21 protein-coding genes are annotated in these 22,753 nt (G+C 69.7%); 12 read left to right on the forward strand and 9 right to left on the reverse strand.

The window, feature by feature from the left end:
• Positions 1-33: 33 nt before the first annotated feature.
• Together JNX00_RS05320 and JNX00_RS05325 are read left to right on the forward strand one after the other, a co-directional pair.
• Positions 34-1,167, forward strand: a complete 1,134-nt coding sequence (locus tag JNX00_RS05320; protein WP_070399068.1) for a 3-deoxy-7-phosphoheptulonate synthase — start codon at positions 34-36, stop codon at positions 1,165-1,167.
• 77 nt (positions 1,168-1,244) lie between these two features.
• Positions 1,245-1,565, forward strand: a complete 321-nt coding sequence (locus tag JNX00_RS05325) for a hypothetical protein (RefSeq protein WP_070399067.1) — start codon at positions 1,245-1,247, stop codon at positions 1,563-1,565.
• A 16-nt stretch (positions 1,566-1,581) separates the two neighbouring features.
• Here JNX00_RS05325 and mpl read toward each other — a convergent pair whose 3' ends face one another.
• Positions 1,582-3,039, reverse strand: coding sequence for a UDP-N-acetylmuramate:L-alanyl-gamma-D-glutamyl-meso-diaminopimelate ligase (gene mpl / locus JNX00_RS05330; protein WP_204744314.1), 1,458 nt, complete (start codon positions 3,037-3,039; stop codon positions 1,582-1,584).
• A 40-nt stretch (positions 3,040-3,079) separates the two neighbouring features.
• On the opposite strand from mpl, the gene JNX00_RS05335 reads away from it, so the two are divergent.
• The 7 genes from JNX00_RS05335 (at position 3,080) to JNX00_RS05365 (ending at position 9,346) form a co-directional block, all read left to right on the forward strand.
• Entirely contained in the window at positions 3,080-3,691 is a 612-nt protein-coding gene (locus JNX00_RS05335; RefSeq protein WP_204744315.1) for a hypothetical protein, read from the forward strand.
• Entirely contained in the window at positions 3,691-4,224 is a 534-nt protein-coding gene (locus JNX00_RS05340; protein WP_345774097.1) for a TlpA disulfide reductase family protein, read from the forward strand. The genes JNX00_RS05335 and JNX00_RS05340 overlap by 1 nt, the downstream gene beginning before the upstream one ends.
• Before the next feature lie 174 nt (positions 4,225-4,398).
• Positions 4,399-4,863 (forward strand): acetyl-CoA carboxylase biotin carboxyl carrier protein, encoded by a 465-nt coding sequence (gene accB / locus JNX00_RS05345; RefSeq protein ID WP_070399064.1) that lies wholly within the window; start codon positions 4,399-4,401, stop codon positions 4,861-4,863.
• A 13-nt stretch (positions 4,864-4,876) separates the two neighbouring features.
• Positions 4,877-6,226, forward strand: coding sequence for an acetyl-CoA carboxylase biotin carboxylase subunit (gene accC, locus JNX00_RS05350; RefSeq protein WP_070399063.1), 1,350 nt, complete (start codon positions 4,877-4,879; stop codon positions 6,224-6,226).
• The gene (prmA, locus tag JNX00_RS05355; protein WP_204744316.1) at positions 6,216-7,130 is read left to right on the forward strand and encodes a 50S ribosomal protein L11 methyltransferase; all 915 of its coding nucleotides are present in this window, start codon (positions 6,216-6,218) and stop codon (positions 7,128-7,130) included. The genes accC and prmA overlap by 11 nt, the downstream gene beginning before the upstream one ends.
• A 35-nt stretch (positions 7,131-7,165) precedes the next feature.
• The gene (locus JNX00_RS05360) at positions 7,166-8,428 is read left to right on the forward strand and encodes a zinc-ribbon and DUF3426 domain-containing protein (protein WP_204744317.1); all 1,263 of its coding nucleotides are present in this window, start codon (positions 7,166-7,168) and stop codon (positions 8,426-8,428) included.
• Between the two features lie 18 nt (positions 8,429-8,446).
• Positions 8,447-9,346: a carbohydrate kinase family protein gene (locus JNX00_RS05365; RefSeq protein WP_204744318.1), complete on the forward strand. Its 900-nt coding sequence runs from the start codon at positions 8,447-8,449 to the stop codon at positions 9,344-9,346.
• 67 nt (positions 9,347-9,413) lie between these two features.
• On the opposite strand, the gene JNX00_RS05370 is transcribed toward JNX00_RS05365, so the two are convergent.
• From JNX00_RS05370 to ccsA, 8 genes are all read right to left on the reverse strand, one after another.
• Positions 9,414-9,932 carry a histone H1-like DNA-binding protein gene (locus tag JNX00_RS05370; RefSeq protein WP_083293152.1) on the reverse strand — a complete coding sequence of 173 codons (519 nt, stop codon included), beginning with the start codon at positions 9,930-9,932 and terminating at the stop codon, positions 9,414-9,416.
• 220 nt (positions 9,933-10,152) lie between these two features.
• Entirely contained in the window at positions 10,153-11,364 is a 1,212-nt protein-coding gene (locus JNX00_RS05375) for a ribonucleotide-diphosphate reductase subunit beta (protein WP_070399058.1), read from the reverse strand.
• A 147-nt stretch (positions 11,365-11,511) separates the two neighbouring features.
• Entirely contained in the window at positions 11,512-14,403 is a 2,892-nt protein-coding gene (locus tag JNX00_RS05380) for a ribonucleoside-diphosphate reductase subunit alpha (protein ID WP_204744319.1), read from the reverse strand.
• Positions 14,404-14,768: 365 nt separating this feature from the next.
• The gene (ampD, locus tag JNX00_RS05385; RefSeq protein WP_204744320.1) at positions 14,769-15,362 is read right to left on the reverse strand and encodes a 1,6-anhydro-N-acetylmuramyl-L-alanine amidase AmpD; all 594 of its coding nucleotides are present in this window, start codon (positions 15,360-15,362) and stop codon (positions 14,769-14,771) included.
• Positions 15,337-16,860 carry a sigma-54 dependent transcriptional regulator gene (locus JNX00_RS05390; RefSeq protein WP_204744321.1) on the reverse strand — a complete coding sequence of 508 codons (1,524 nt, stop codon included), beginning with the start codon at positions 16,858-16,860 and terminating at the stop codon, positions 15,337-15,339. The genes ampD and JNX00_RS05390 overlap by 26 nt, the downstream gene beginning before the upstream one ends.
• Before the next feature lie 14 nt (positions 16,861-16,874).
• Positions 16,875-18,689 (reverse strand): ATP-binding protein, encoded by a 1,815-nt coding sequence (locus JNX00_RS05395; RefSeq protein WP_070399054.1) that lies wholly within the window; start codon positions 18,687-18,689, stop codon positions 16,875-16,877.
• 9 nt (positions 18,690-18,698) lie between these two features.
• Positions 18,699-18,950: a PP0621 family protein gene (locus JNX00_RS05400; protein ID WP_070399053.1), complete on the reverse strand. Its 252-nt coding sequence runs from the start codon at positions 18,948-18,950 to the stop codon at positions 18,699-18,701.
• Between the two features lie 10 nt (positions 18,951-18,960).
• Positions 18,961-19,761: a cytochrome c biogenesis protein CcsA gene (ccsA, locus tag JNX00_RS05405; protein ID WP_070399052.1), complete on the reverse strand. Its 801-nt coding sequence runs from the start codon at positions 19,759-19,761 to the stop codon at positions 18,961-18,963.
• A gap of 148 nt (positions 19,762-19,909) precedes the next feature.
• Here ccsA and ffh point away from each other — a divergent pair, with 148 nt between their 5' ends.
• The 3 genes from ffh to upp all read left to right on the forward strand — a co-directional run bounded on the left by ffh (position 19,910) and on the right by upp (position 22,688).
• On the forward strand, positions 19,910-21,280 hold the full coding sequence (ffh, locus tag JNX00_RS05410) for a signal recognition particle protein (RefSeq protein ID WP_070399051.1): 1,371 nt from the start codon (positions 19,910-19,912) through the stop codon (positions 21,278-21,280).
• A 43-nt stretch (positions 21,281-21,323) separates the two neighbouring features.
• Entirely contained in the window at positions 21,324-21,947 is a 624-nt protein-coding gene (locus tag JNX00_RS05415) for a hypothetical protein (RefSeq protein ID WP_204744322.1), read from the forward strand.
• Positions 21,948-22,055: 108 nt separating this feature from the next.
• Positions 22,056-22,688 carry a uracil phosphoribosyltransferase gene (gene upp, locus JNX00_RS05420; RefSeq protein ID WP_070399049.1) on the forward strand — a complete coding sequence of 211 codons (633 nt, stop codon included), beginning with the start codon at positions 22,056-22,058 and terminating at the stop codon, positions 22,686-22,688.
• The last annotated feature ends 65 nt before the right edge of the window (positions 22,689-22,753 follow it).

The following is a 22,753-nucleotide window of genomic DNA, read 5'->3' on the forward strand; positions in this document are numbered from 1 at the left end:
TCCATTTTCTCTAGACCCACCCAGGAGCCCGTGATGAACGCCAAAGCCACTTCCGCCGCCAGCGACGCCTGGTATGCGCGTCCGCTCGACAAGACCAGCGAGACCGACGACCAACGCATCCAGAAGATCACCGTGCTTCCCCCGCCCGAACACCTCATCCGCTTCTTCCCCATCGCCGGCACGGCGACGGAAGACCTCATCAGCCAGACGCGCCAGCGCATCCACCGCATCCTGCACGGCAAGGACGACCGGCTGCTCGTGGTCATCGGCCCGTGCTCCATCCACGACCCCGGCGCCGCCCTGGACTACGCGCGGCGCCTGAAGAAGCTGCGCGAGCAGCACGCCGATACGCTGGAAGTCGTGATGCGCGTGTACTTCGAGAAGCCGCGCACCACGGTGGGGTGGAAGGGCCTGATCAACGACCCCTACCTGGACGAGAGCTACCGCATCGACGAGGGCCTGCGCATCGCGCGCCAGCTGCTGATCGAGATCAACCGCCAGGGCCTGCCGGCGGGCAGCGAGTTCCTTGACGTGATTTCGCCGCAGTACATCGGCGACCTCATCAGCTGGGGCGCCATCGGCGCGCGCACCACCGAGAGCCAGGTGCACCGCGAACTGGCCTCGGGCCTGTCGGCGCCCATCGGTTTCAAGAACGGCACCGACGGCAACATCAAGATCGCGACCGACGCCATCCAGGCGGCGGGCCGCGGCCACCATTTCCTGTCGGTGCACAAGAACGGCCAGGTCGCCGTCGTGCAGACCAAGGGCAACCGGGACTGCCACGTGATCCTGCGCGGCGGCAAGGCGCCCAACTACGACGCCGTCAGCGTGGCCGCCGCCGTGAAGGACCTGGAGGCGGCCAAGCAGGTGCCTCGCCTCATGATCGATTTCAGCCACGCCAACAGCAGCAAGCAGCACGAGAAGCAGCTCGACGTGGCGCGCGACGTGGGCGCGCAGATCGCGGGCGGCTCCCGGTCCATCTTCGGCGTGATGATCGAAAGCCACATCGAGGCCGGCGCGCAGAAGTTCACCCCCGGCAAGGACGACCCCGCGGCGCTGCAGTACGGCCAGAGCATCACCGACGCCTGCCTGGGCTGGGACGATTCGGTGCAGGCGCTGGAGATCCTGTCGCAGTCGGTGCAGGCCGCGCGGCGCCGCGCGGGCTGAGCCGCCCAGGGGTTTGCGCCGTGCCGCGCCCCGGCGCGCGGCACAATGGCCTGACAACACGCCTTGCGGAGACCCACATGCGCAGCCAAGTCATCATCACCTGGGGCGAGCCAGCCACCTACCGCATCGACCTGGAAGAGGTGCAGCCCATGCCGCACGACCAGGCGCGGCACTGGCTGGACGAGCAGTTCACGCGGATGGGCTGCGAGCCGATCCGCCCCACGGGCAAGGTGCTCACGGCCGACAAGATCCTGTGCATCGCGCAGGCCGCTGGCCAGCCGCGTTTCCAGGACGCGGCGCACCGCGACTGGGCCCTGGCCTTCGCGCGCGCGGCCAGCGCGGCGCTGGCCAAGCCGCTGGTCACGGTGGATGTGCCGGCGCAGTCGCTGAGCTACTGAGTCCGACGCGCGGGCATCAGCCGGCGAGCGCCTTGAGCAGGCGCTCGTGGATGCCGCCGAAGCCGCCGTTGCTCATGCACACGATGTGGTCGCCGGCCTGGGCGGCCCGCACCACCTGGTTCACGACCGTCTCGATGTTCGCGCCGACCTGGGCGCGCGCGCCCATGGGGGCCAGCGCTTCGGCAGCGTCCCAGTCGAGCCCGCCCGAATGGCAGAAGGCCAGGTCGGCGTTTTCCAGGCTCCAGGGCAGCTGCGATTTCATGGTGCCCAGCTTCATGGTGTTGCTGCGCGGCTCGAACACCGCCAGGATGCGCCCGCGCGGCTGGCCCAGTCGGCGCGCCAGGCCGTCGAGGGTGGTGCGGATGGCCGTGGGGTGGTGCGCGAAGTCGTCGTAGACCGTGATGTCCCCGCCCGCGCGCGCCACGGCGCCGCGCACCTCCATGCGGCGGCGCACGTTCTGAAAGTGGGCCAGCGCCTGCGCGGCCTCGGCCGGCGGCACGCCGAGGTGATCGGCCGCGGCGATGGCGGCGAGCGCGTTGAGCTGGTTGTGCACGCCACTGAGCGCCCAACGCACGTGGCCAACCGCCTGGCCGCGGTACAGCACGGCGAAATCGTGCGGCTCGCCCTGCGCGGTGAAGTCGCTCACGGCGGCGCCGAAGCTGCGCAGCTCGCTCCAGCATCCTTGGTGCAGCACGCGCTCCAGGCTGTCCTCCAGGCCGTTGACCACCACGCGGCCGCTGCCCGGCACGGTGCGCACCAGGTGGTGGAACTGCCGCTCGATGGCCTTGAGGTCGTCGAAGATGTCGGCGTGGTCGAATTCGAGGTTGTTGAGGATGGCCGTGCGCGGGCGGTAGTGCACGAACTTGCTGCGCTTGTCGAAGAAGGCGGTGTCGTACTCGTCGGCTTCGATGACGAACGGGGCCCTCACGCTGCGCCGCTGCGCCGCGGGAAGGCCGATCCCGCCCTGGGACGGCCCTGCGGCGGGATCGGCCTGGCCTTCGCCCAGCCGCGCTGACACGCCGAAGTTCATTGGCACGCCGCCCACCAGGAAGCCGGGCTTGTGCCCGCAGGCCTCCAGCACCCAGGCCAGCATCGACGTGGTGGTGGTCTTGCCGTGCGTGCCGGCCACGGCCAGCACGTGGCGGCCCTGCAGCACGTGCTCGGCCAGCCACTGCGGTCCGCTGGTGTAGGGCGCGCCGGCCTCCAGGATGGCCTCCATCAGCGGGAACTTGGGGGTGCCGTCCGGCAGGCGCCCGCGGCTCACCACGTTGCCCACCACCCAGATGTCGGGGTTCAGCGCCATCTGGTCGGCGCCGAAGCCTTCGATGAGGTCGATGCCCAGCGCGCGCAGCTGGTCGCTCATGGGGGGGTAGACGCCGGCGTCGCAGCCGGTCACGCGGTGGCCCGCCTCGCGGGCCAGGGCCGCGACACCGCCCATGAAGGTGCCGCAGATGCCCAGGATGTGAATATGCATCCGCGGATTCTAGGTTTTGCCCACGGGGCACAATCCCCGGATGCTCTCGCGAGACGACACCGCCGCCGAGATCGCCGCCGTGGCCGCGCGCCTGGTGGTCGACGAAGGCCAGGACTACGCCGCGGCCAAGCGCGCCGCCCTCCGCCAGCTGGGCCTGCCCGCCCGAACCCCGCTGCCCGACAACGACACGCTGGAAGCGGCCGTGCGCGAGCACATCGCCGTGTTCTGCGCCGACACCCAGCCGGCCGAGCTGCGCGCGCTGCGGGAACTGGCGCTGGTCTGGATGGATCGACTCCAGGCCTTCCGCCCCCACCTGGGCGGCGCCGCCTGGCACGGCACGGCCACGCGCCACAGCGACCTCCACATGCACCTTTTCTGCGACGACCCCAAGCAGGCCGAATGGGCCTTGATCGACCACAAGGTGGACTACCACCCCGGCACGGCCAGCGGCTGGCGCGGCGAAGCGGTCGACGCCCTGACCGTGCGCACCCGCAGCGAGGCGCTGGGCCAGTGGGTGCTCCTGCACCTGCTGGTGCACGACCTGGACGGCCTGCGCGGCGCGCTCAAGCCCGACAGCCAGGGCCGCAAACCGCGCGGCGACGCCACCGCGCTGCGCGAGCGCCTGATCGCCGAGGCGGGGGAGGGCGCCTGATGGCCATGAAGATGCAACGCCGCCACTGGCTGGCAGGGGGCGTGGCTCTGGCCGCCGCCGGCGCCGGCGCCTGGTGGGCCGAGCGCCGCCTGAGCCCGACCCCGGTGCTCGACGGAGCCGAGACCGCTTTCTGGCAGACCGCCTTTGAAACGCCCGAGGGCGGTTCACTGGCCGTGGCCAACTGGCGCGGCAGTCCGCTGCTGGTGAACTTCTGGGCCACCTGGTGCCCGCCCTGCGTGGAGGAGCTGCCGCTGCTCAACGCCTTCCACGAGAAGCAGGCACCCAAAGGCTGGCAGTTCCTGGCCCTGGCGGTGGACCGGGCAGAGCCGGTGCGCCAGTTCCTGCAGCGCCTGCCGCTGCGCTTTCCCGTGGGCATGACCGGCTTCGCCGGCACCGAGCTCAGCCGTTCGCTGGGCAACGCCACCGGCGCCTTGCCGTTCACGGTGGTGTTCGGGCCGGACGGCCGCGCCGTTCACCGCAAGATCGGCCAGGTCCACGAGGCCGACCTGAGGGCATGGGCCGGATCGGTCTGACGCGCTCAACGCGCATCAAGCGCGGCCATCTTCAGTGAATTCCGGCAGGATGGCCGAACGGGCGCGGTTCGGCCCTTCGTGTACACTGCCCCACCCTTTGGCGGCTTGGGCATCTCCATTCTGTGAAATAGAGAGCATTTAGTACCAATTTCGCCGAACTTCGTTGGAGAAATCATGGATTTGCGAAAACTCAAGACGCTGATCGATCTGGTGTCGGAATCGAACGTGTCGGAGCTCGAGATCACCGAAGCGGAAGGCAAAGTCCGCATCGTCAAGGCCACCCCGGCCGTGATGCCCGCCCCCATCACCTACAGCATGCCGCCCATGCAGGCCCCCGCCGCCCCGGCCCAGGTGGTGGAGGTGGCTTCGCCTGCCGCGGCGCCGGCCGCGCCCGCGCAGCCCGCCGGTCACACGGTCAAGTCCCCCATGGTCGGCACGTTCTACCGCGCCTCGGCCCCGGGCGCCAAGCCGTTCGTCGAGGTCGGCGACACGGTGAAGGAGGGCGACACCATCTGCATCGTCGAGGCGATGAAGATCCTCAACGAGATCGAGGCCGACAAGAGCGGCACCGTCACCCAGATCCTGGTCCAGAACGGCCAGGCCGTCGAATACGGCCAGCCGTTGTTCGCGATCGAGTGAGGGCCGCGCACCCATGTTCAAGAAGATCCTGATCGCCAACCGGGGCGAGATCGCGCTGCGCATCCAGCGCGCCTGCCGCGAGATGGGCATCAAGGCGGTGATGGTCTATTCCGAGGCCGACCGCGACGCCAAGTACGTCAAGCTGGCCGACGAGGCGGTGTGCATCGGCCCGGCGCAATCGGGGCAGAGCTACCTGAACATGCCCGCCATCATCTCGGCCGCCGAGGTGACAGACGCCGAAGCCATCCACCCGGGCTACGGTTTCCTGAGCGAGAACGCCGACTTCGCCGAGCGCGTGGAGCGCAGCGGCTTCACCTTCATCGGCCCCACGCCCGACTCCATCCGCCTCATGGGCGACAAGGTGTCGGCCAAGCAGGCCATGATCCGCGCCGGCGTGCCCTGCGTGCCCGGCTCCGACGGCGCGCTGCCCGACGACCCGGTGGTGATCAAACGCACCGCCAAGGCGGTGGGCTACCCGGTGATCATCAAGGCCGCGGGCGGCGGTGGTGGTCGTGGCATGCGCGTGGTGCACACCGAGGCCGCGCTGCTGCATGCGGTGCAGACCACCAAGGCCGAGGCCGGTGCCGCTTTCGGCAATGCCGAGGTCTACATGGAGAAATTCCTGCAGAACCCGCGGCACATCGAAATCCAGGTGCTGGCCGACCAGCACCGCAACGCCGTCTACCTGGGCGAGCGCGACTGCTCCATGCAGCGGCGCCACCAGAAGGTCATCGAGGAGGCGCCGGCGCCGGGCATCCCGCGCCGCCTGATCGAGAAGATCGGCGAGCGCTGCGCGGCGGCCTGCAAGAAGATCGGCTACCGCGGCGCGGGCACGTTCGAGTTCCTGTTCGAGAACGGTGAGTTCTATTTCATCGAGATGAACACGCGCGTGCAGGTGGAGCACCCGGTGACCGAATGGATCACCGGCATCGACATCGTGCGCACGCAGATCGCGGTGGCCGCGGGTGAAAAGCTGCCGTTCACGCAGCGCCAGGTGCAGCTCAAGGGCCACGCCATCGAGTGCCGCGTCAACGCCGAGGACCCGTACAAGTTCACGCCCTCGCCGGGCCGGATCACCATGTGGCACCCGCCGGGCGGCCCCGGGGTGCGCGTGGATTCGCACGTCTACGCCAACTACTTCGTGCCGCCCAACTACGACTCCATGATCGGCAAGATCATCGTGCACGGCGACACGCGCGAGCAGGCGCTGGCCCGCATGCGCACCGCGCTGGCCGAGACGGTGGTCGAGGGCATCAAGACCAACATCCCGCTGCACCGTGAGTTGATGGTGGACGCCAACTTCGTGGCTGGCGGCACCAACATCCATTACCTCGAAGAGTGGCTCTCGCAACGTGAGCGCTGAACGGCCCGGCGCGACCACGCCCTTCGAGCTGGTACTGGTGGTGCCCGAGGCGGCCATCGAAGCCGTGGGCGAGGCGCTGGACGCGCTCGACGCGCTCAGTGTGTCGGTGGAAGACGCCGATGCCATGACCGAGGCCGAGCAGGCCCTGTTCGGCGAGCCCGGCATGCCACCGCCCAAGGAGGGCTGGCAGCGTTCGCGCGTGGTGGCGCTGTTCCCCGATGCGGCCGGGGCGCGCGAAGCCGCCGTACTGCTGGCCGCGCAGGACTTCTTCGACGGCTGCCGCGTGCAGGGCGTGCGCGCCGTGCCCGAGCAGGACTGGGTGCGCCTGACGCAGTCGCAGTTCGAGCCGGTGGAGATCACGCCCACGTTCTGGATCGTGCCGTCGTGGCACGAGCCGCCGGCCCAGGCGCGCGAGGTGATCCGGCTCGATCCGGGCCTGGCCTTCGGCACCGGCACCCACCCCACCACGCGCATGTGCTTGCGCTGGATGGCCACGCACGCGCCCGTGGGGCCGCGCGTGCTCGACTACGGCTGCGGCTCCGGCATCCTGGCCATCGGTGCGGCCAAGCACGGCGCGCGCGAGATCCTGGCGGTGGACATCGACCCGGCCGCGGTGGAGTCCACGCGCCTGAACGCCGAGGCGAACCGTGTGGCGCTGCAGGCCGGCTTGCCCGACGCCGCGAAGGGCGAGCACGACCTGGTGCTCGCCAACATCCTGGCCACGCCGCTCAAGGTGCTGGCACCGCTGCTCTGCGCGCATGTGCGCACCGGCGGGCACCTGGTGCTCGCGGGCATCCTCGCGCGCCAAGCCGACGAGCTGCGCGAGGCCTACGCGCCCTGGCTCGCGCTGGAGGTCAGCGACGAAGAGGACGGCTGGATCCTCATGACCGCGCGCAAGCCTTGAGGTCCGCCCGGCGCGGCCCGCGATAATCGGGCCCCATGAGTTTCACCACCCGCTGTCCGGCTTGCGGCACCGTGTTCCGCGTGGTGGCCGATCAACTCAAAATTTCGGATGGCTGGGTGCGCTGCGGGCATTGCTCCGACGTGTTCGACGCCACCATCCACCTGGAGGCTTGGGCGCCCGCTGCGGGCGTGGCGCCGGTCGCTGTGCCGCCGCCCGCGCCGGGGCCTGCGAGCGCTGCGCCGCCGGCCACGGCTGAGCCAGCGCCCGTGCCGGCTGCACCCATGGCGGCGCCAGCGCCGGTCGACGCGCCTTCGGTGCCCGACGATGACGACCCGAAGGCCTGGTTCGGAGAGGGCCCGCTGGAGCCAGCCGCCGTGGCGCCGTCGGTCTCACCCGCCGAGCCGCCCGCCACCGAGTCCCCCGTGGTCGCCCCGCCGAGCGCCGCACCGGCGCCCCGCCCGCGGGATTCGCGCGAGGACGAAGACGGTGTCGAGCGGCGCACACCCGCCGATTGGCCCGACTCCATCCAGCCCCCCGATGCGCTGGCGGTGCCCAGCGTGCTGCAGACGCTCGCCGTCGAATCGCGCGAGGGGCCGGAGTCCGACTTCCACGCCGAGCTCGAGCGCTTCGCGCACTCGTCCCGGGCGCCCCTGGTGCCCGAAGCCCCACCGGCCGATGGCGACAGCGGTGCGTCGCCCGCCGCGCCAGCCCCTCCCGCGCCCGCCAGCGAGGCGCGGATGGACAGCCGCCCCCCAGCCGATGCCGACGCGCCCGACGCCGAGCCTGGCTTCGTGCGCCAGGCGCGCCGGCGCGCGTTCTGGTCGTCGCCCGGCGTGCGCGTGTCGCTGGTGCTGCTGGCGCTGCTGTTGACCGCGCTGCTCGGGGGCCAATGGGCCATCCAGCAGCGCCACCGCCTGGTGGCGGCCCAGCCCGCGCTCAAGCCCTTGATCGTGCAGGCCTGCGGCTGGCTGGGCTGCGACCTGGCGCCGGTGCGCCGCATCGACGCCATCGTGATCGACAGCGCCGAACTGGTGCGCCGCCTGGGCAACTTCCACTCGTTCGACCTCGTGCTGCACAACCAGTCGCCGTTGGAGGTGGCGCTGCCCGCGCTCGAACTGACCTTGACCGACCCCAACGGGCTCGTCATCTCGCGCCGGGTCTTCCTGCCGCAGGACTGGCCCGTCGAGACCGCCGCCCTGCCGCCCGGTGGGCGCCTGTCGGTCAGCTTCCGCCTCTCGATTTCGCTCGGCGAGGGCGTGCCCACCGCGGGTTACCGTGCCCTGGTCTTCTATCCCTGAAACCCACCCTCCGACACCATGCCCATCCTCGTTTGCGGCTCGCTGGCCTTCGACACCATCATGACCTTCGAGGGCCGGTTCGCCGATCAGATCCTGCCCGACCAGCTGCACATCCTGAACGTGTCTTTCCTGGTGCCCGGTCTGCGGCGCGACTTCGGCGGTTGCGCGGGCAACATCGCCTACGGGTTGCGGCAACTGGGCGCCGAGGTGGCCCCGCTCGCCGCGCTCGGCAGCGATGGCGCCGACTACCTCGCGCGCATGCGCGAACTCGGGGTGGACACCACCCACGTGAGCACCGTGGCTGACGCCTACACGGCGCAGGCCATGATCATGACCGACCGCGACAACAACCAGATCACCGCGTTCCACCCGGGCGCGATGTCCTTCGCGCACGACACGCCCGTGCCCGCTCGCCAGGACCTGGCGCTGGGCATCATCGCGCCCGACGGCCGCGAGGCCATGCTCTCCCACGCCGCGCAGCTCAAGGCCGCGGGCGTGCCCTTCGTGTTCGATCCGGGCCAGGGCCTGCCCATGTTCAATGGCGAAGAGCTGCTGCGCTTCATCGACCAGGCGAGCTGGGTGGCCGTGAACGACTACGAAGGCCGCATGCTCTGCGACCGCACCGGCCTGTCGCTGGCGGACATCTCCCAGCGCGTGCGTGGCCTGGTGGTCACGCTCGCCGACCAGGGCTGCGACGCGTGGGAAGGTGGCGTGGCCACGCGCGTGCCGGGTGTGAAGGCCGAGGCCGTGGTCGACCCCACGGGCTGCGGCGACGCCTTCCGCGCGGCCCTGCTGCACGGCCTTTCGCAGGGCTGGCCGCTGGCGCGCTGCGCCGAACTGGGCAACCGCCTGGGGGCGCTCAAGATCGCGGTGCGCGGTCCGCAAAACTACACGGTGGACGCCGCGCTCAAAGCCTGAGCGCGGGCCGGCAATAAAAAAAGCCCGGTGCTTTCGCACCGGGCCTTCAGATCAACTCAAGGCTGTCTCAGGGCTTGCTGGACGTCGGGAACGGCCAGGCGGCTTGAGGGTTGAGCTTGGTCTGAGCGGCGGGAGCGGCCGCGGGGGCAGGGGCAGCCGGCTTCTTGGCCGGCTCAGCTTTTTTTGCGGGGGCCGCCTTCTTCGCAGGGGCAGCCTTTTTCGCAGGGGCCTTCTTGGCTGCCGCTTTCTTCGCGGGCGCCTTCTTCGCAGCGGCTTTCTTCGCCGGCGCTTTCTTGGCAACGGCTTTCTTCGCCGGAGCCTTCTTCGCCGCGACTTTCTTCGCCGGGGCTTTCTTGGCGGCGACTTTCTTCTTCGCCGGAGCCTTCTTCGCCGCGACTTTCTTCGCCGGGGCTTTCTTGGCGGCGACTTTCTTCTTCGCCGGGGCTTTCTTCGCCGCGACTTTCTTCGCCGGAGCCTTCTTCGCCACGACTTTCTTCGCCGGGGCTTTCTTGGCGGCGACTTTCTTCTTCGCCGGCGCCTTCTTCGCCGCAGCCTTCTTGGCCGGGGCCTTCTTCGCAGTTGCCATTGCTTTCTCCTTGATCAAGTTGCAAAGAGCACTTCAGCCGGTCGGATGGCCGGTGAAGCGATTCAACGTACTGCGGTCAGGTGGATGCATCCACAACAGACCCCAGGTCGCTGAATCCGGGGGTCAGGCCAGTGCGGGCGTCTGCGCGCCCTGCGGCTGTCCTGATGATTCAATTCGTCTTCTTGTTTTCTGGCAATGCGCGAAGCGTCCGGCCGGGACATCAGTCCCAGGACAACGCTCCGCCCGATTGGTACTCGATCACCCGCGTTTCGAAGAAGTTGCGTTCCTTCTTGAGGTCGATCATCTCGCTCATCCAGGGGAACGGGTTCTCTTCGTTCGGGAACAGGGGCTCCAGGCCGATCTGCGTGGCGCGCCGGTTGGCGATGTAGCGCAGATAGCCCTTGAACATGGAGGCATTGAGGCCCAGCACGCCGCGCGGCATGGTGTCTTCGGCGTAGCGGTATTCGAGCTCGACGGCCTTGAGGAACAGCTCCTTGACCTCGGCCTTGAATTCGGCCGTCCAAAGCAGCGGGTTCTCCATCTTGATCGCGTTGATCAGGTCGATGCCGAAATTGCAGTGCATCGACTCGTCGCGCAGGATGTACTGGTACTGCTCGGCGGCGCCGGTCATCTTGTTTTGCCGGCCCAGCGCCAGGATCTGGGTGAAGCCAACGTAGAAGAACATGCCTTCCATGAGGCAGGCGAAAACGATGAGGCTCTTGAGCAGCGTCTGGTCGTTCTCGGGCGTGCCGGTGTGGAAGTTCGGGTCCATGATCGCCTCGATGAAGGGGATCAGGAACTCGTCCTTGTCGCGGATCGACTGCACCTCGTTGTAGGCGTTGAAGATCTCGGCCTCGTCCAGGCCCAGCGATTCCACGATGTACTGGTAGGCGTGCGTGTGGATCGCTTCCTCGAAAGCCTGGCGCAGCAGGAACTGGCGGCACTCGGGCGCCGTGATGTGGCGGTAGGTGCCCAGCACGATGTTGTTGGCGGCCAGCGAGTCGGCGGTGACGAAGAAGCCGAGGTTGCGCTTGACGATGCGGCGCTCGTCCTCGGTGAGGCCGTTCGGGTCTTTCCAGAGCGCGATGTCGCGGCTCATGTTCACTTCCTGCGGCATCCAGTGGTTGGCGCAGGTGGCCAGGTACTTTTCCCAGGCCCACTTGTACTTGAAGGGAACGAGCTGGTTGACGTCGGTCTGGCCGTTGATGATGCGCTTGTCGGCCACATTGATGCGGCGCTGCGGCGCGGCCTGCTTGGCGCGCTGGGCTTCCTGCGACGGGGACTGCGCGGCGGCCGCGGCAAAGGCGGTAGCGCTGGCGACGGAGGTAGGTGCCTCACCGAAGGATGAGACTTGCAAGCCCGGCTGGCCGGAAGGGCGGGGGCTGTGCGTCGACGTCGAAGATGGCGTTGCGGGTTCTTCCCAGGTCAACATAAGGATCGGTCCGATTCAGCGAATTATCAAAGTGTCTGTGCGAATTGCAAAGCAATCAGGCCACGCGCTCACGAATTCTGTTGCGGTGTTGCATCGAATGATTCGACGTTTCGCACCGCTTCAGGCTTCGATTGCGCGCAATCCGAATCACTGACAGGCCTCGCAACCCGGGTCGTCGATGGCGCAGAACTTCACATCGGTGGCGGGTTCGCTCGCGGCTTCGGCGGCGCTGGCGCTCGCGGCCATCGGCGCGCTCGGCGTCACCGACACGGCATTGAGCTGGCCCGTGCGACCGGTGGATTTCTCCACCTGCGTGGCCGAGGTGGTGCGCAGGTAATAGGTGGTCTTGAGGCCTCGCAGCCAGGCGAGCTTGTAGGTCTCGTCGAGCTTCTTGCCCGAGGCGCCGGCCATGTAGATGTTCAGGCTTTGCGCCTGGTCGATCCACTTCTGGCGGCGCGCAGCGGCTTCCACCAGCCACACCGGTTCGACCTCGAAGGCGGTGGCGTACAGGGCCTTGACCTCCTGCGGCACGCGGTCGATGGGACGCAGCGAGCCGTCGAAGTGCTTGAGGTCCATGACCATCACGTCGTCCCACAGGCCCAGGCGCTTGAGGTCCTTGACCAGGTAGCCGTTGATGACGGTGAACTCGCCGGACAGGTTGGACTTGACCGAGAGGTTGCCGAAGCAGGGCTCGATGGAGGCGTCCACGCCGATGATGTTGGAGATGGTGGCGGTGGGGGCGATGGCCACGCAGTTGGAGTTGCGCATGCCGTCGCGGGCGATCTTCTGGCGCAGCGCGTCCCAGTCGAGGCTGCTGGAGCGGTCGACGTCGACGTAGCCGCCGCGCTCGCGGGCCAGCAGGTCCAGGGTGTCGGGCGGCAGGATGCCCTTGTCCCACAGCGAGCCTTTGAAGCTGCTGTAGCGGCCGCGCTCGCGAGACAGTTCGGTGGAAGCCCAGTAGGCGTAGTAGCAGACGGCTTCCATGGAGCGGTCGGCGAATTCCACCGCCTCGTTCGAGGCGTAGGGGATGCGCAGCTCGTACAGCGCGTCCTGGAAGCCCATGACGCCCAGGCCCACCGGGCGGTGGCGCAGGTTGGAGTCGCGCGCCTTCTTGACCGCGTAGTAGTTGATGTCGATCACGTTGTCGAGCATGCGCATGGCCGTGGCGATGGTCTTGCGCAGCTTGTCGTGGTCGATCGCGCCGTCCTTCAGGTGGCGCAGCAGGTTGACCGAGCCGAGGTTGCAGACGGCGGTCTCGGTGTCGCTGGTGTTGAGCGTGATCTCGGTGCAGAGGTTGGAGCTGTGCACCACGCCGGCGTGCTGCTGCGGGCTGCGCACGTTGCAGGCGTCCTTGAAGGTGATCCAGGGGTGGCCGGTCTCGAACAGCATCGAGAGCATCTTGCGCCACAGGTCGGTGGCGGGCACCTTCTTGTAGGGCTTGATCTCGCCGCGCGCGGCCTTTTCCTCGTAGGCCACGTAGGCCTTCTCGAAGTCGGTGCCGAACTTGTCGTGCAGGTCGGGGGTGTTGGAGGGGGAGAACAGGCTCCACTCGCCCTTTTCCAGCACACGCTTCATGAACAGGTCCGGAATCCAGTTCGCGGTGTTCATGTCGTGGGTGCGGCGGCGGTCGTCGCCGGTGTTCTTGCGCAGCTCCAGGAATTCCTCGATGTCGAGGTGCCAGGTCTCCAGGTAGGTGCAGACCGCGCCCTTGCGCTTGCCGCCCTGGTTCACGGCCACGGCGGTGTCGTTGACGACCTTCAGGAAAGGCACGACGCCTTGCGATTCGCCGTTGGTGCCCTTGATGTGGCTGCCCAGGGCGCGCACGCGGGTCCAGTCGTTGCCCAGGCCGCCGGCGAACTTGGACAGCAGGGCGTTTTCCTTGATGGACTCGTAGATGCCGTCGAGGTCGTCGGGCACGGTGGTGAGGTAGCAGCTGGACAGCTGCGAGCGCAGCGTGCCGCTGTTGAACAGCGTGGGCGTGCTGCTCATGAAGTCGAAGGTCGAGAGGATCTCGTAGAACTCGATCGCGCGGGCTTCGCGGTCGATCTCGTTGAGCGACAGGCCCATGGCCACGCGCATGAAGAAGGCCTGCGGCAGCTCGATGCGCGTCTTGCGCACGTGCAGGAAGTAGCGGTCGTACAGGGTCTGCAGGCCGAGGTAGTCGAACTGCAGGTCGCGCTCGGGCTTGAGCGCGGCGCCCAGGCGGGCGAGGTCGAAGTTCAGCAGGTCCGGATTGAGCAGCTCGGCGTTGACACCGCGCTGGATGAACTCGGGGAAGTAGTCGGCGTAGCGCTGGGCCATCTGCGCCCGCGGCACTTCCTGGCCCAGGATCTCCTTGACGATGGTGTGCAGCAGCAGGCGCGCGGTGGCGTAGGTGTAGTCGGGGTCCTTTTCGATCAGCGTGCGCGCGGCCAGGATGGCGGCCTTGTAGACCTCGTCCATGGGCACGCCGTCGTACAGGTTGCGCTTGGTCTCGGCGACGATGGGGTCGGCCTTGACGTCGGCGCCCAGGCCGGCGCAGGCGTCGGTGATCAGGCGCGTGAGGGCGTCGATGTCCAGCGGCACGCGCTGGCCGCCATCGAGCACGTGCAGCTGGGGCTCGGCGGCGCGCGCGGTGGCGGCCTGGGTGGCGCGCTCGGCGGCGCGGCGCTCGCGGTAGAGCACGTAGGCGCGCGCGACTTCATGGTGGCCGCTGCGCATCAGGCCGAGTTCGGCCTGGTCCTGCACGTCCTCGATGTGGAAGGTGCCGCCGCCCGGACGCGAACGCATGAGGGCGCGCACCACGACCTGCGTCAGCTGGTCCACCGTTTCGCGCACGCTGGCCGAGGCCGCGCCCTGCGTGCCGTGCACCGCCAGGAAGGCCTTCATCATGGCCACGGCGATCTTGCTGGGCTCGAAGGGCACCACGGCGCCATTGCGCCGGATGATCTGGTACTGGGCGTAGGCGGACATGGGGGCCGTGGCGGTGGAGGGCGAGACGCCGGGCGCGGATGTCGGGACGTTGGCGGCGGGGGACTGGGGGGTGGCTGCGCTCAGCATGGTTCCTCTCGATTCAGGATTTGTTCTCGGTGATCGGGTCGGTCCGCCCCTGGTGCCTGGCGCCGGGTGGGCTCGCAGCGGCGCGGTTTTCAGGGGCGGGGGGTATCCGGGGGCACACTATATCTGGTGTGTAGGGGGGCAACAAGGCACTACCGATAGTGTTTGTGAATCCATCGCGGCCAATGGATGCCCTCAGGGAACCAGCTGCCGCGCGAGGGGGCGCGCGCAGCATTGGCCGCGCCTGCGTTTCGCGCGAAAAGCGCAGTGTTCATGCGGGGTGCAAGGCGATTCGGGGCCGCAGGCCGCGTGCCGTCTCTGGTGTCCGATGGCGCGCGCAAGGTGGCGCGCGAAATACCCCGATACCCTCAGCCTGTAGCCTCGGGAAAACACGAGGGGTTCCACCCGACGAGCTGTCGCAGCCGGGGCCAGTCAAAACCCGGCCCGGGGTCGCGCTTGCGGCCCGGTGCGACGTGCTCGTGCCCGGCCATTTGCTCGATGGGGTGGCGTGTGCGCAGCGCACGGCACAAGCGCGCCAGCGCCTCGTACTGCGCGGCCTCGAAGGCCTCGCCCTCCAGGCCTTCGAGCTCGACGCCGACGGAGAAGTCGTTGCAGTTGTCGCGGCCCCGCCAGTGCGAGGCGCCGGCGTGCCAGGCGCGGCGCACGGTGGAGACGAACTGGAGCACCCGCCCGTCGCGGCGCACGAAGAAATGCGATGAGACCTCGATGCCGCGGATGGACTGGAAATAAGGGTGCGCGTCCCAGTCGAGCCGGTTGGTGAACAGGCGCTCGACCTCGTCACCCCCGTACACGCCGGGCGGCAAGCTGATGGAGTGCAGCACGATCAGGTCGACGGCCGTGCCGCGCGGCCGCGCGCCATGGTTGGGCGAATCGATCCGCCGAGCGCCGCGCCACCAGCCGCCGTGCCAGCGGCGCTCAGTCGGTGGCGTCGGCGTCGCCATGACCGGTCGCGCCGGGGACCACGATGCCCAGGCGCTGGATGCGGTAGCGGATCTGCCGCAGGTTCAGGCCCAGCCGCGCCGCCGCCGCGGTGCGGTTGTAGCCGCATTCCTGCAGGGCTTTGAGCAGCACCTGGCGCTCTTGCTCGTCGAGGTAGCTCTGCAGGTCGCTGGGCAGGGCGGGCTCGTCGGCGGAAGCGGCCGGCGCCAGGGGCACGAAGCGGTAGGGCCCGCCGGCCGGCACTGGAGCGTCGGGCAGCGGGTCGGGCAGCGTGGCGGGTTCCGTGTCGCCGGTTTCACCGAAGTCGGCGGGTTGCAGCACGGGGCCGCTGGCCAGCGCGAGCGCGCGCTGTAGCAGGTTCTCGAGCTCGCGCACGTTGCCCGGCAACTCGCGCGCCTGCAGCCAGGCCAGTGCGGCTGGCGAGAGCTCGGGCACGGCCTGGCCGGCCTCGGCGCACAAGCGCTCCAGCAGGGCCTGCGCGAGCAGGGGTAGGTCCTCGGGCCGGTCGCGCAGGGCGGGCGTGCGCAGGCCAATCACATTGAGGCGGTAGTACAGGTCCTGGCGGAACTGGCCGGCCTGCACCAGCGCGGGCAGGTCGCGGTGGGTGGCGCTGACCAGGCGCACGTCGACCACGTCTTCCTGCACCGCGCCAAGCGATCGCACCCGGCGTTCCTGGATGGCGCGCAGCAGCTTGGCCTGCATGGACAGCGGCAGGTCGCCGATCTCGTCGAGGAACAGGGTGCCGCCGTGCGCGGCCTGGAAATAGCCTTCGCGATCGGCGCTGGCGCCGGTATAGGCACCCTTGCGGGCGCCGAAGAACTCGGCCTCGATGAGGTTCTCGGGGATGGCGCCGCAGTTCACCGCCACGAAGGGACCGCTGGCGCGGTGGCTGCATTCGTGCACGGCGCGCGCCACGAGCTCCTTGCCGGTGCCCGACTCGCCCAGGATGAGCACCGGCGCCATGCTGGTGGCGACCTTCTCGATGCGCGCCTTGGTCTGCACGATGCTGGGCGCCTGGCCCACCAGGCGCGCGAGCGCGCGCACCCCGCTGGGCGGCGGCGGCGCGCTGCGCGTGGGCTCGTTGCTGGTGGCCGGGCGCTCGCTGGCGGTCGCCAGAGGCGCGCGTTGGCTGCGCAGGGCCGAGCCGACGGCGCTGCGCAACTGCCGCAGATCGACCGGCTTGGTGAGGTAGTCGAAAGCGCCGGCCTTGAGCGACTCGACCGCGTTCTCGGCCGAGCCGAAGGCGGTGATGACGATGCACTTCTCGGTGCGCGGGCTGTCGGCGATGTCGCGCAGCAGCGTCAGGCCCAGGCCGTCGGGCAGCTGCATGTCGGTGATCAGCACGTCGTAGCGCTGCTGGGCCAGGCACTCGCGCGCCTGCGCCAGGTCGGCGGCGGTGGTGACGGCGTGGCCCTCGCGCAGCAGCGTCAGCTCATAGAGCGTGCGCAGGTCGGGCTCGTCATCGACGACCAGGATGGAGGCGCTCGCGGCGACGGACATGCGCGGCGGCGGGATCAGCTGGCGGCCAGGGGCGGGTGGCCCGAGCGCAGCGGATCGACGATGGTGTGCTCATGGTCCTGAGCGGCTTGCGAGGGATAGGACAGGCTCTGCTGTTGCCCGCCGTCGCGCGCGGGCGGCGCGGCCATGGCCGCGCCGCGCACCGCCGGCATGAGCACGTAGAACTCATTGCCCTCGCGCTGGTCCAGGCGGGCGCGCTGGTAGGCGATCTGGGCGCCGTAGCGTTCGCAGAGCTCGCGGCAGATGTACAGGCCCAGGCCGCTGGAGCGGCTCTCGGACGAAAAGAAGGGCTCGAACAGGTGCTTGAGCACCGTGGCCTCCAGCGGGCCGCTGTCGCTCCAGATGGACAGGCGCAGGTGCTCGCCCCCGCTGGGCTGGGTGATGATGCGGATGGAGGCCGGCTTGCCGCTGGCATGTCGCTGGGCGTTGTCGAGCAGGTTCACGAGCAGTCGGCGCAGGTGCTCGGGGTCGAAGGACACCAGGCCCTGCGAGGCGTGCAGGTGCACGCCCAGGGTCTGCGTCACGCTGTTCTGGCGCATCCACTCGGCGGTCACCTGGCGCACCATCGAATCGAGCGGCAGGGGCGGTACGTGGCCGTCGGCGCGGCTGGGCTGGGGTCGCGCGACGTTGAGGATGTCGTCGACGATGCGCGAGAGCCGCTGCGCGTTCTGCTCGATCATTGTGGTGAGGCGCTTGTGCGCGGGGTCGCGCACCTCTTCGTCGAGCAGGGCGTTGGCCTGGGTAATGGCCGACAGCGGGTTGCGGATCTCGTGCGCCACGGCGGCGGACATGCGGCCCATGGAGGCGAGCTTCTCGGTGCGCACGCGCGCCTCGACCTCGCGCAGGTCTTCCAGGAACAGCACGCACAACGAGCCGCGCTCGCCCACGGCGGGCGTGAGCTTGGTGCGCGCGTGCAGGCGCTGGCTGGGGCGCTCGCCGTGTTCGATGGTGGTCTCGGTCTCCAGCGCGGCGTCGACGGCGAAGCTCTCCTCCACCAGGGCCGCCAGGTGCGACCAGCTCGGCCGCGCCGACAGCAGCAAGCGCGCACCCTCGGGGTAGTTGTCGCCCATGAGCATGCCGCGCGCGGCGGGATTGGCGTTGCGCACCACGCCGTGTGCGTCCACCACCAGCACGCCCACGCCCAGGCTTTCGATGACCACCTCGTTGACGGCGGCCTGCGCACGCGCGGCGGCCTGGCTGCTGGCCGATACCGCTTCTTCACGCGCCAGGCGGCTGGCCAGCTGGTGGGCCAGCACGGCGACCAGGAAGAAGCCGGTGCCCGCCAGGCCGGCCTGCAGGAAGCGTGCGGTGTCGAGCTGGCCCGGGCCGGTCCCGTGCAGCCAGGCATCGGCCAGCAGCAGCAGGGTGGCGCCGGCCGCGGTGCCCAGTCCCAGCACCATGGGGCCCAGGATGGCCGCCGTGAGCACGGGCAGCGCGAACAGCGGGGTGAAGTTGATGCTGCTGCCGGACTGGAAGTACTGCAGCGCGGCCACCACCGCCACGTCCACCCCGACGGTGATGAGCCACTGCACCGTGGGCGCGCGGCCGTGCTCGGCCGGCGTCCACATCAGCATCACGGCCACGGTGGCCAGCAGGTAAGTGGAGGTCAGGGCCGTTGGCCAGACCGTGGCGCTGCCGTCGGCGGTCAGCAGCAGGAACAGCTGCAGCGCGAGCAGGACCAGCGCCACGAACACGCGCGCCCGCATGAAGGCGCGCCACAGGCGCTCGAAGGCCCGGGCGCGCTGCAGGGCCGGGCTTTCGTGGGCCGAGTACCAGGACGGGGCGAAACTGGAGCTGTCGTCGCGTGGCATGCGGGGTCCTCAGGCCGGCGGGCCCTCGATGCGCTGCCGGTGCTCGGCGCTGCAGTAGCTGCCTTGGCGGCCGGTGACGGCCTCGTTCTGCGGCAGGTGGGTGCCGCAGGCGCGGCAGGCCACCATGGCGATCGGCTGGCCCGTTGCGCGGGCGGGGCGCGGCGGCGCGGCGGCCTCGCGCTCCTGGCGCTCGACGCGGCGGTTGTTGCGCCAGACGTAGAACGCCACGACGACGACGGCGAGCACGAGCAGGTATTTCATCGGTGGGGCCTCATGGGCGAAGCAGCAGCACCTCGAGCACGAAGCGCGAGCCCACGTAGGCCAGCAGCAGGAAGCCCGCGCCCACATAGAGGGTGCGCACGGCGGTGCGTCCGCGCCAGCCCAGCCGCCAGCGGCCCCACAGCAGCACGCCCATGGTGGCCCAGGCGAGCAGGGAAAACACGGTCTTGTGGTTCCACACCATGCGCTGGTTGAGGAGTTCGGAGAAGTGCCAGCCGGCCAGCAGCGTGAGGCTGAGCAGCAGGAAGCCGGCGGCCACGAAGCGGAAGGTGAGGCGCTCCAGCGTGAGCAGCGGCATGGTGGTGTCGCTGGCCACGCCGCTGCGCATGGCGCGCTCGGCGCGCTGCATCAGCCAGGCGTGCACCACGGCGGCGGCGATGAGTCCATAGGCCGCGATGCCCAGGGCCCAGTGCAGCGGCATCCACACCGAGGGCAGGGTGGGGTGCTCGGCGCCGGGGAAGACGATCACCAGCAGCATGACCGCCGCCCCCATCAGCGCCAGCGCCCAGCGCGCCCGCAATTGCGGGTACAGGCGGCTTTCGACCAGGTAGACGGTGAGCACCAGCCACAGCGTGACCGACAGCGCCGGCGCGAAGCCGAAGCGCACCGGCTCGCTGAGCAGGCCGGCCAGCAGCGCGAGCAGGTGCAGGCCCCAGGTGATGGCGAGCAGGGCGCGCGCCTGCAAACTGCCCAGCCGGGGGTGCGCCCAGGCCACCAGCGCGTACGCCAGCGCGGCCAGCGTGGACAGCACGGCGGCCGGCAGGTTGGAAGCCAGTTGGGGAAACAGGTTCATGGCCACGGGCCAACACGGGAGGTGCCGAGGGCTAAAATCAGCCGCACATCTTAACGGCGCCACCCGGGCCCCTCCCTTGCCCGGCCACCCGTTCGACGGGTCCACCGTGGCGCTCCGTCGGCGCCCTCCACACCCTCCCACCGCAGCCATGGCCTCAGCCCTGTCCGACCGCCTGTCACGCATCGTCAAGGAAATGCGTGGCCAGGCCCGCATCACCGAGAGCAACGTGAGCGACATGCTGCGCGAGGTGCGCATGGCCCTGCTCGAGGCCGACGTGGCGCTGCCGGTGGTGCGCGACTTCATCGCGCGCGTGAAGGACAAGGCGCTCGGCCAGGACGTGGTGGGCTCGCTCACCCCCGGCCAGGCCCTGGTGGGCATCGTCAACCGCGAGCTGGCCGCCACCATGGGCGAGGGCGTGGCCGACATCAACCTGGCCGCGCAGCCGCCCGCCGTCATCCTGATGGCCGGCCTGCAGGGCGCGGGCAAGACCACCACCACGGCCAAGCTGGCGCGCCACCTGATCGAGAAGCGCAAGAAGAAGGTGCTCACGGTGTCGGGCGACGTCTACCGCCCGGCCGCCATCGAGCAGCTCAAGACCGTGACGGCCCAGGCCGGCGCCGAGTGGTTCCCGAGTACGCCCGACCAGAAACCCGCCGACATCGCGCGCGCCGCGCTCGACCACGCGCGGCGCCACCACTTCGACGTGCTGCTGGTCGACACGGCCGGCCGGCTGGCCATCGACGAGGCGCTGATGCGCGAGATCCGCGAGCTGCACGCGGTGCTGAACCCGGTGGAAACCCTGTTCGTGGTGGATGCCATGCAGGGCCAGGACGCGGTCAACACCGCCAAGGCCTTCAAGGAAGCCCTGCCGCTCACCGGCATCGTGCTCACCAAGCTCGACGGCGACTCGCGCGGCGGCGCGGCCCTGTCGGTGCGCGCCATCACGGGCGCGCCGATCAAGTTCGCGGGCGTGTCGGAAAAGATCGACGGCCTGGAGGTGTTCGACGCCGACCGCCACGCGCAGCGCGTGCTGGGCATGGGCGACATCGTGGCCCTGGTCGAGCAGGTCACGGCCGGCGTCGACATGGCCTCGGCCCAGAAGCTGGCGGCCAAGGTCAAGAGCGGCGAGGGCTTCGACCTCGATGACTTCCTGGGCCAACTGCGCCAGATGAAGCAGATGGGCGGCCTGTCCAACCTGATCGACAAGCTGCCCGCGCAGATGGCGGCCAAGGCCGGCACCGCCGACCTCTCGCGCGCCGAGAAGGACATCCGCCGCAAGGAGGGGATCATCTGCAGCATGACCCCCGCCGAGCGCCGCAAGCCCGAGATCATCAAGGCCACGCGCAAGCGCCGCATCGCCGCCGGGGCGGGCGTGCACGTGCAGGAGGTCAACCGCCTGCTCAAGGAGTTCGAGCAGATGCAGGGCATGATGAAGAAGATGAAGGGCGGCGGCCTCATGAAGATGATGAAGCGCATGGGCGGCATGAAAGGCATGCCCAAGCTGCCCGGCATGGGCTGAGCGGCGCCGCCACCCAGCCCGGCCTGTCGGCGCACGGGGTTGCATGGAGGGGCTTCGCATCGAAACCATCGGCACGGCGCTGGCGCTGCTGTGCGCGCTCTGGTTGCGCCCCTGGCGGCTGCTCAAGGGCCCCTTGCTCACACCGGCGCTGGCGGCGCTGGTCCTGCTGCCCTTGCTTTGGCTCACGCCGCAGTCCATGCCCGCGGGCCTTCGGGTGCAGTTGTCCGGGGCCAGCCTGCTCGTGCTGGTGCTGGGCTGGCCGCTCGCGGTGCCCCTGCTGGCCGTGGTGGCGCTGCTGGTGTGGGGGCTGGGCACCGAGGGGCCGCGGCTGGCGCTGATCCAGCTCTGGTGGCTGGGCGTGGTGCCCGCCACCCTGGCGCTGGTCCTGGGCGCGGCCCTGCGCCGCTGGCTGCCGGCGAACCCCTTCGTCTACACGCTCGGGCGCGGCTTCCTGGGCACGGCGGTGTCGGTGTTCGTCGCCGGCGCCCTGATGCGTTGGCTTCAGCCCCTGGGCCACGACGGGTCGCTGGTGGCCGTCTGGCTCATGGCCTGGGGCGATGCTTTCCTGACCGGCATGGTGTGCGCGGTGTTCGTGGCCTTCGTGCCGCAGTGGCTGGCCACCTGGTCGGACGCGCGCTACCTGCGCCCGCCCGGCGCGGACCGGTAGGCCCGCCGGGCCGCAGGCGCCTGGGCGCGGCGCTGGCCAGGCCCTACACTCGACGGCCGCGCCGATACCCCCCGGCGATCCGCCTCTTTCACGCCGACCGACCCTGCCATGCCCCGCGACGTCCACGTCATCACCCACCCGCTGGTGCAGCACAAGCTCACGCTGATGCGCCGCAAGGACACCAGCACCAAGAGCTTTCGCGAGCTCGTGCACGAGCTCAGCGCGCTGCTGGCCTACGAGCTCACGCGCGACATGCCCATGCAGGAAATCGACATCGAAACCCCGTTGGAGCCCATGAAGTCGCGCGTGATCGACGGCAAGAAGATCGTGCTGGCCTCCATCCTGCGAGCGGGCAACGGCTTCCTCGACGGCATGCTGCAGGTGATCCCGGGCGCGCGCGTGGGTCACATCGGCCTCTACCGCGACCCGGCCACGCTGCAGGCCGTGGAGTACTACTTCAAGATGCCGCAGGACATGCACGAGCGCGACGTGATCGTGCTCGACCCGATGCTGGCCACGGGCAACTCGGCCGTGGCCGCGGTGGACCGGCTCAAGAAGACGCACCCGCGCTCCATCCGCTTCGTCTGCCTGGTCACCTGCCCCGAAGGCCTCAAGACCTTCCACGACGCCCACCCCGACGTGCCGGTCTACACGCCCGCGATCGACCGCGGCCTGAACGACCACGGCTACATCGTGCCGGGCCTGGGCGACGCCGGCGACCGCATCTTCGGCACGAAGTAGGCCCCCCTGCGGCGCTGCGCGCCTCCCCCCGAGGGGGCGATGCCGACGGACCGGCGGAGCCGGAT

The sequence above is a fragment of the Hydrogenophaga sp. YM1 genome, from assembly GCF_016903055.1.
Classification (GTDB): domain Bacteria; phylum Pseudomonadota; class Gammaproteobacteria; order Burkholderiales; family Burkholderiaceae_C; genus Hydrogenophaga; species Hydrogenophaga borbori.

Coding starts and splice junctions, on each gene's coding strand:
- mpl (WP_204744314.1), bottom strand. CDS start 3,039: ATGCATATTCACATCCTGGGCATCTGCGGCACCTTCATGGGCGGTGTC.
- JNX00_RS05400 (WP_070399053.1), bottom strand. CDS start 18,950: ATGAAATACCTGCTCGTGCTCGCCGTCGTCGTCGTGGCGTTCTACGTC.
- accC (WP_070399063.1), top strand. CDS start 4,877: ATGTTCAAGAAGATCCTGATCGCCAACCGGGGCGAGATCGCGCTGCGC.
- ccsA (WP_070399052.1), bottom strand. CDS start 19,761: ATGAACCTGTTTCCCCAACTGGCTTCCAACCTGCCGGCCGCCGTGCTG.
- JNX00_RS05335 (WP_204744315.1), top strand. CDS start 3,080: ATGCTCTCGCGAGACGACACCGCCGCCGAGATCGCCGCCGTGGCCGCG.
- JNX00_RS05370 (WP_083293152.1), bottom strand. CDS start 9,932: ATGGCAACTGCGAAGAAGGCCCCGGCCAAGAAGGCTGCGGCGAAGAAG.
- JNX00_RS05375 (WP_070399058.1), bottom strand. CDS start 11,364: ATGTTGACCTGGGAAGAACCCGCAACGCCATCTTCGACGTCGACGCAC.
- JNX00_RS05415 (WP_204744322.1), top strand. CDS start 21,324: ATGGAGGGGCTTCGCATCGAAACCATCGGCACGGCGCTGGCGCTGCTG.
- JNX00_RS05325 (WP_070399067.1), top strand. CDS start 1,245: ATGCGCAGCCAAGTCATCATCACCTGGGGCGAGCCAGCCACCTACCGC.
- JNX00_RS05320 (WP_070399068.1), top strand. CDS start 34: ATGAACGCCAAAGCCACTTCCGCCGCCAGCGACGCCTGGTATGCGCGT.
- ffh (WP_070399051.1), top strand. CDS start 19,910: ATGGCCTCAGCCCTGTCCGACCGCCTGTCACGCATCGTCAAGGAAATG.
- ampD (WP_204744320.1), bottom strand. CDS start 15,362: ATGGCGACGCCGACGCCACCGACTGAGCGCCGCTGGCACGGCGGCTGG.
- JNX00_RS05390 (WP_204744321.1), bottom strand. CDS start 16,860: ATGTCCGTCGCCGCGAGCGCCTCCATCCTGGTCGTCGATGACGAGCCC.
- upp (WP_070399049.1), top strand. CDS start 22,056: ATGCCCCGCGACGTCCACGTCATCACCCACCCGCTGGTGCAGCACAAG.
- JNX00_RS05360 (WP_204744317.1), top strand. CDS start 7,166: ATGAGTTTCACCACCCGCTGTCCGGCTTGCGGCACCGTGTTCCGCGTG.
- JNX00_RS05365 (WP_204744318.1), top strand. CDS start 8,447: ATGCCCATCCTCGTTTGCGGCTCGCTGGCCTTCGACACCATCATGACC.
- accB (WP_070399064.1), top strand. CDS start 4,399: ATGGATTTGCGAAAACTCAAGACGCTGATCGATCTGGTGTCGGAATCG.
- JNX00_RS05395 (WP_070399054.1), bottom strand. CDS start 18,689: ATGCCACGCGACGACAGCTCCAGTTTCGCCCCGTCCTGGTACTCGGCC.
- JNX00_RS05380 (WP_204744319.1), bottom strand. CDS start 14,403: ATGCTGAGCGCAGCCACCCCCCAGTCCCCCGCCGCCAACGTCCCGACA.
- JNX00_RS05340 (WP_345774097.1), top strand. CDS start 3,691: ATGGCCATGAAGATGCAACGCCGCCACTGGCTGGCAGGGGGCGTGGCT.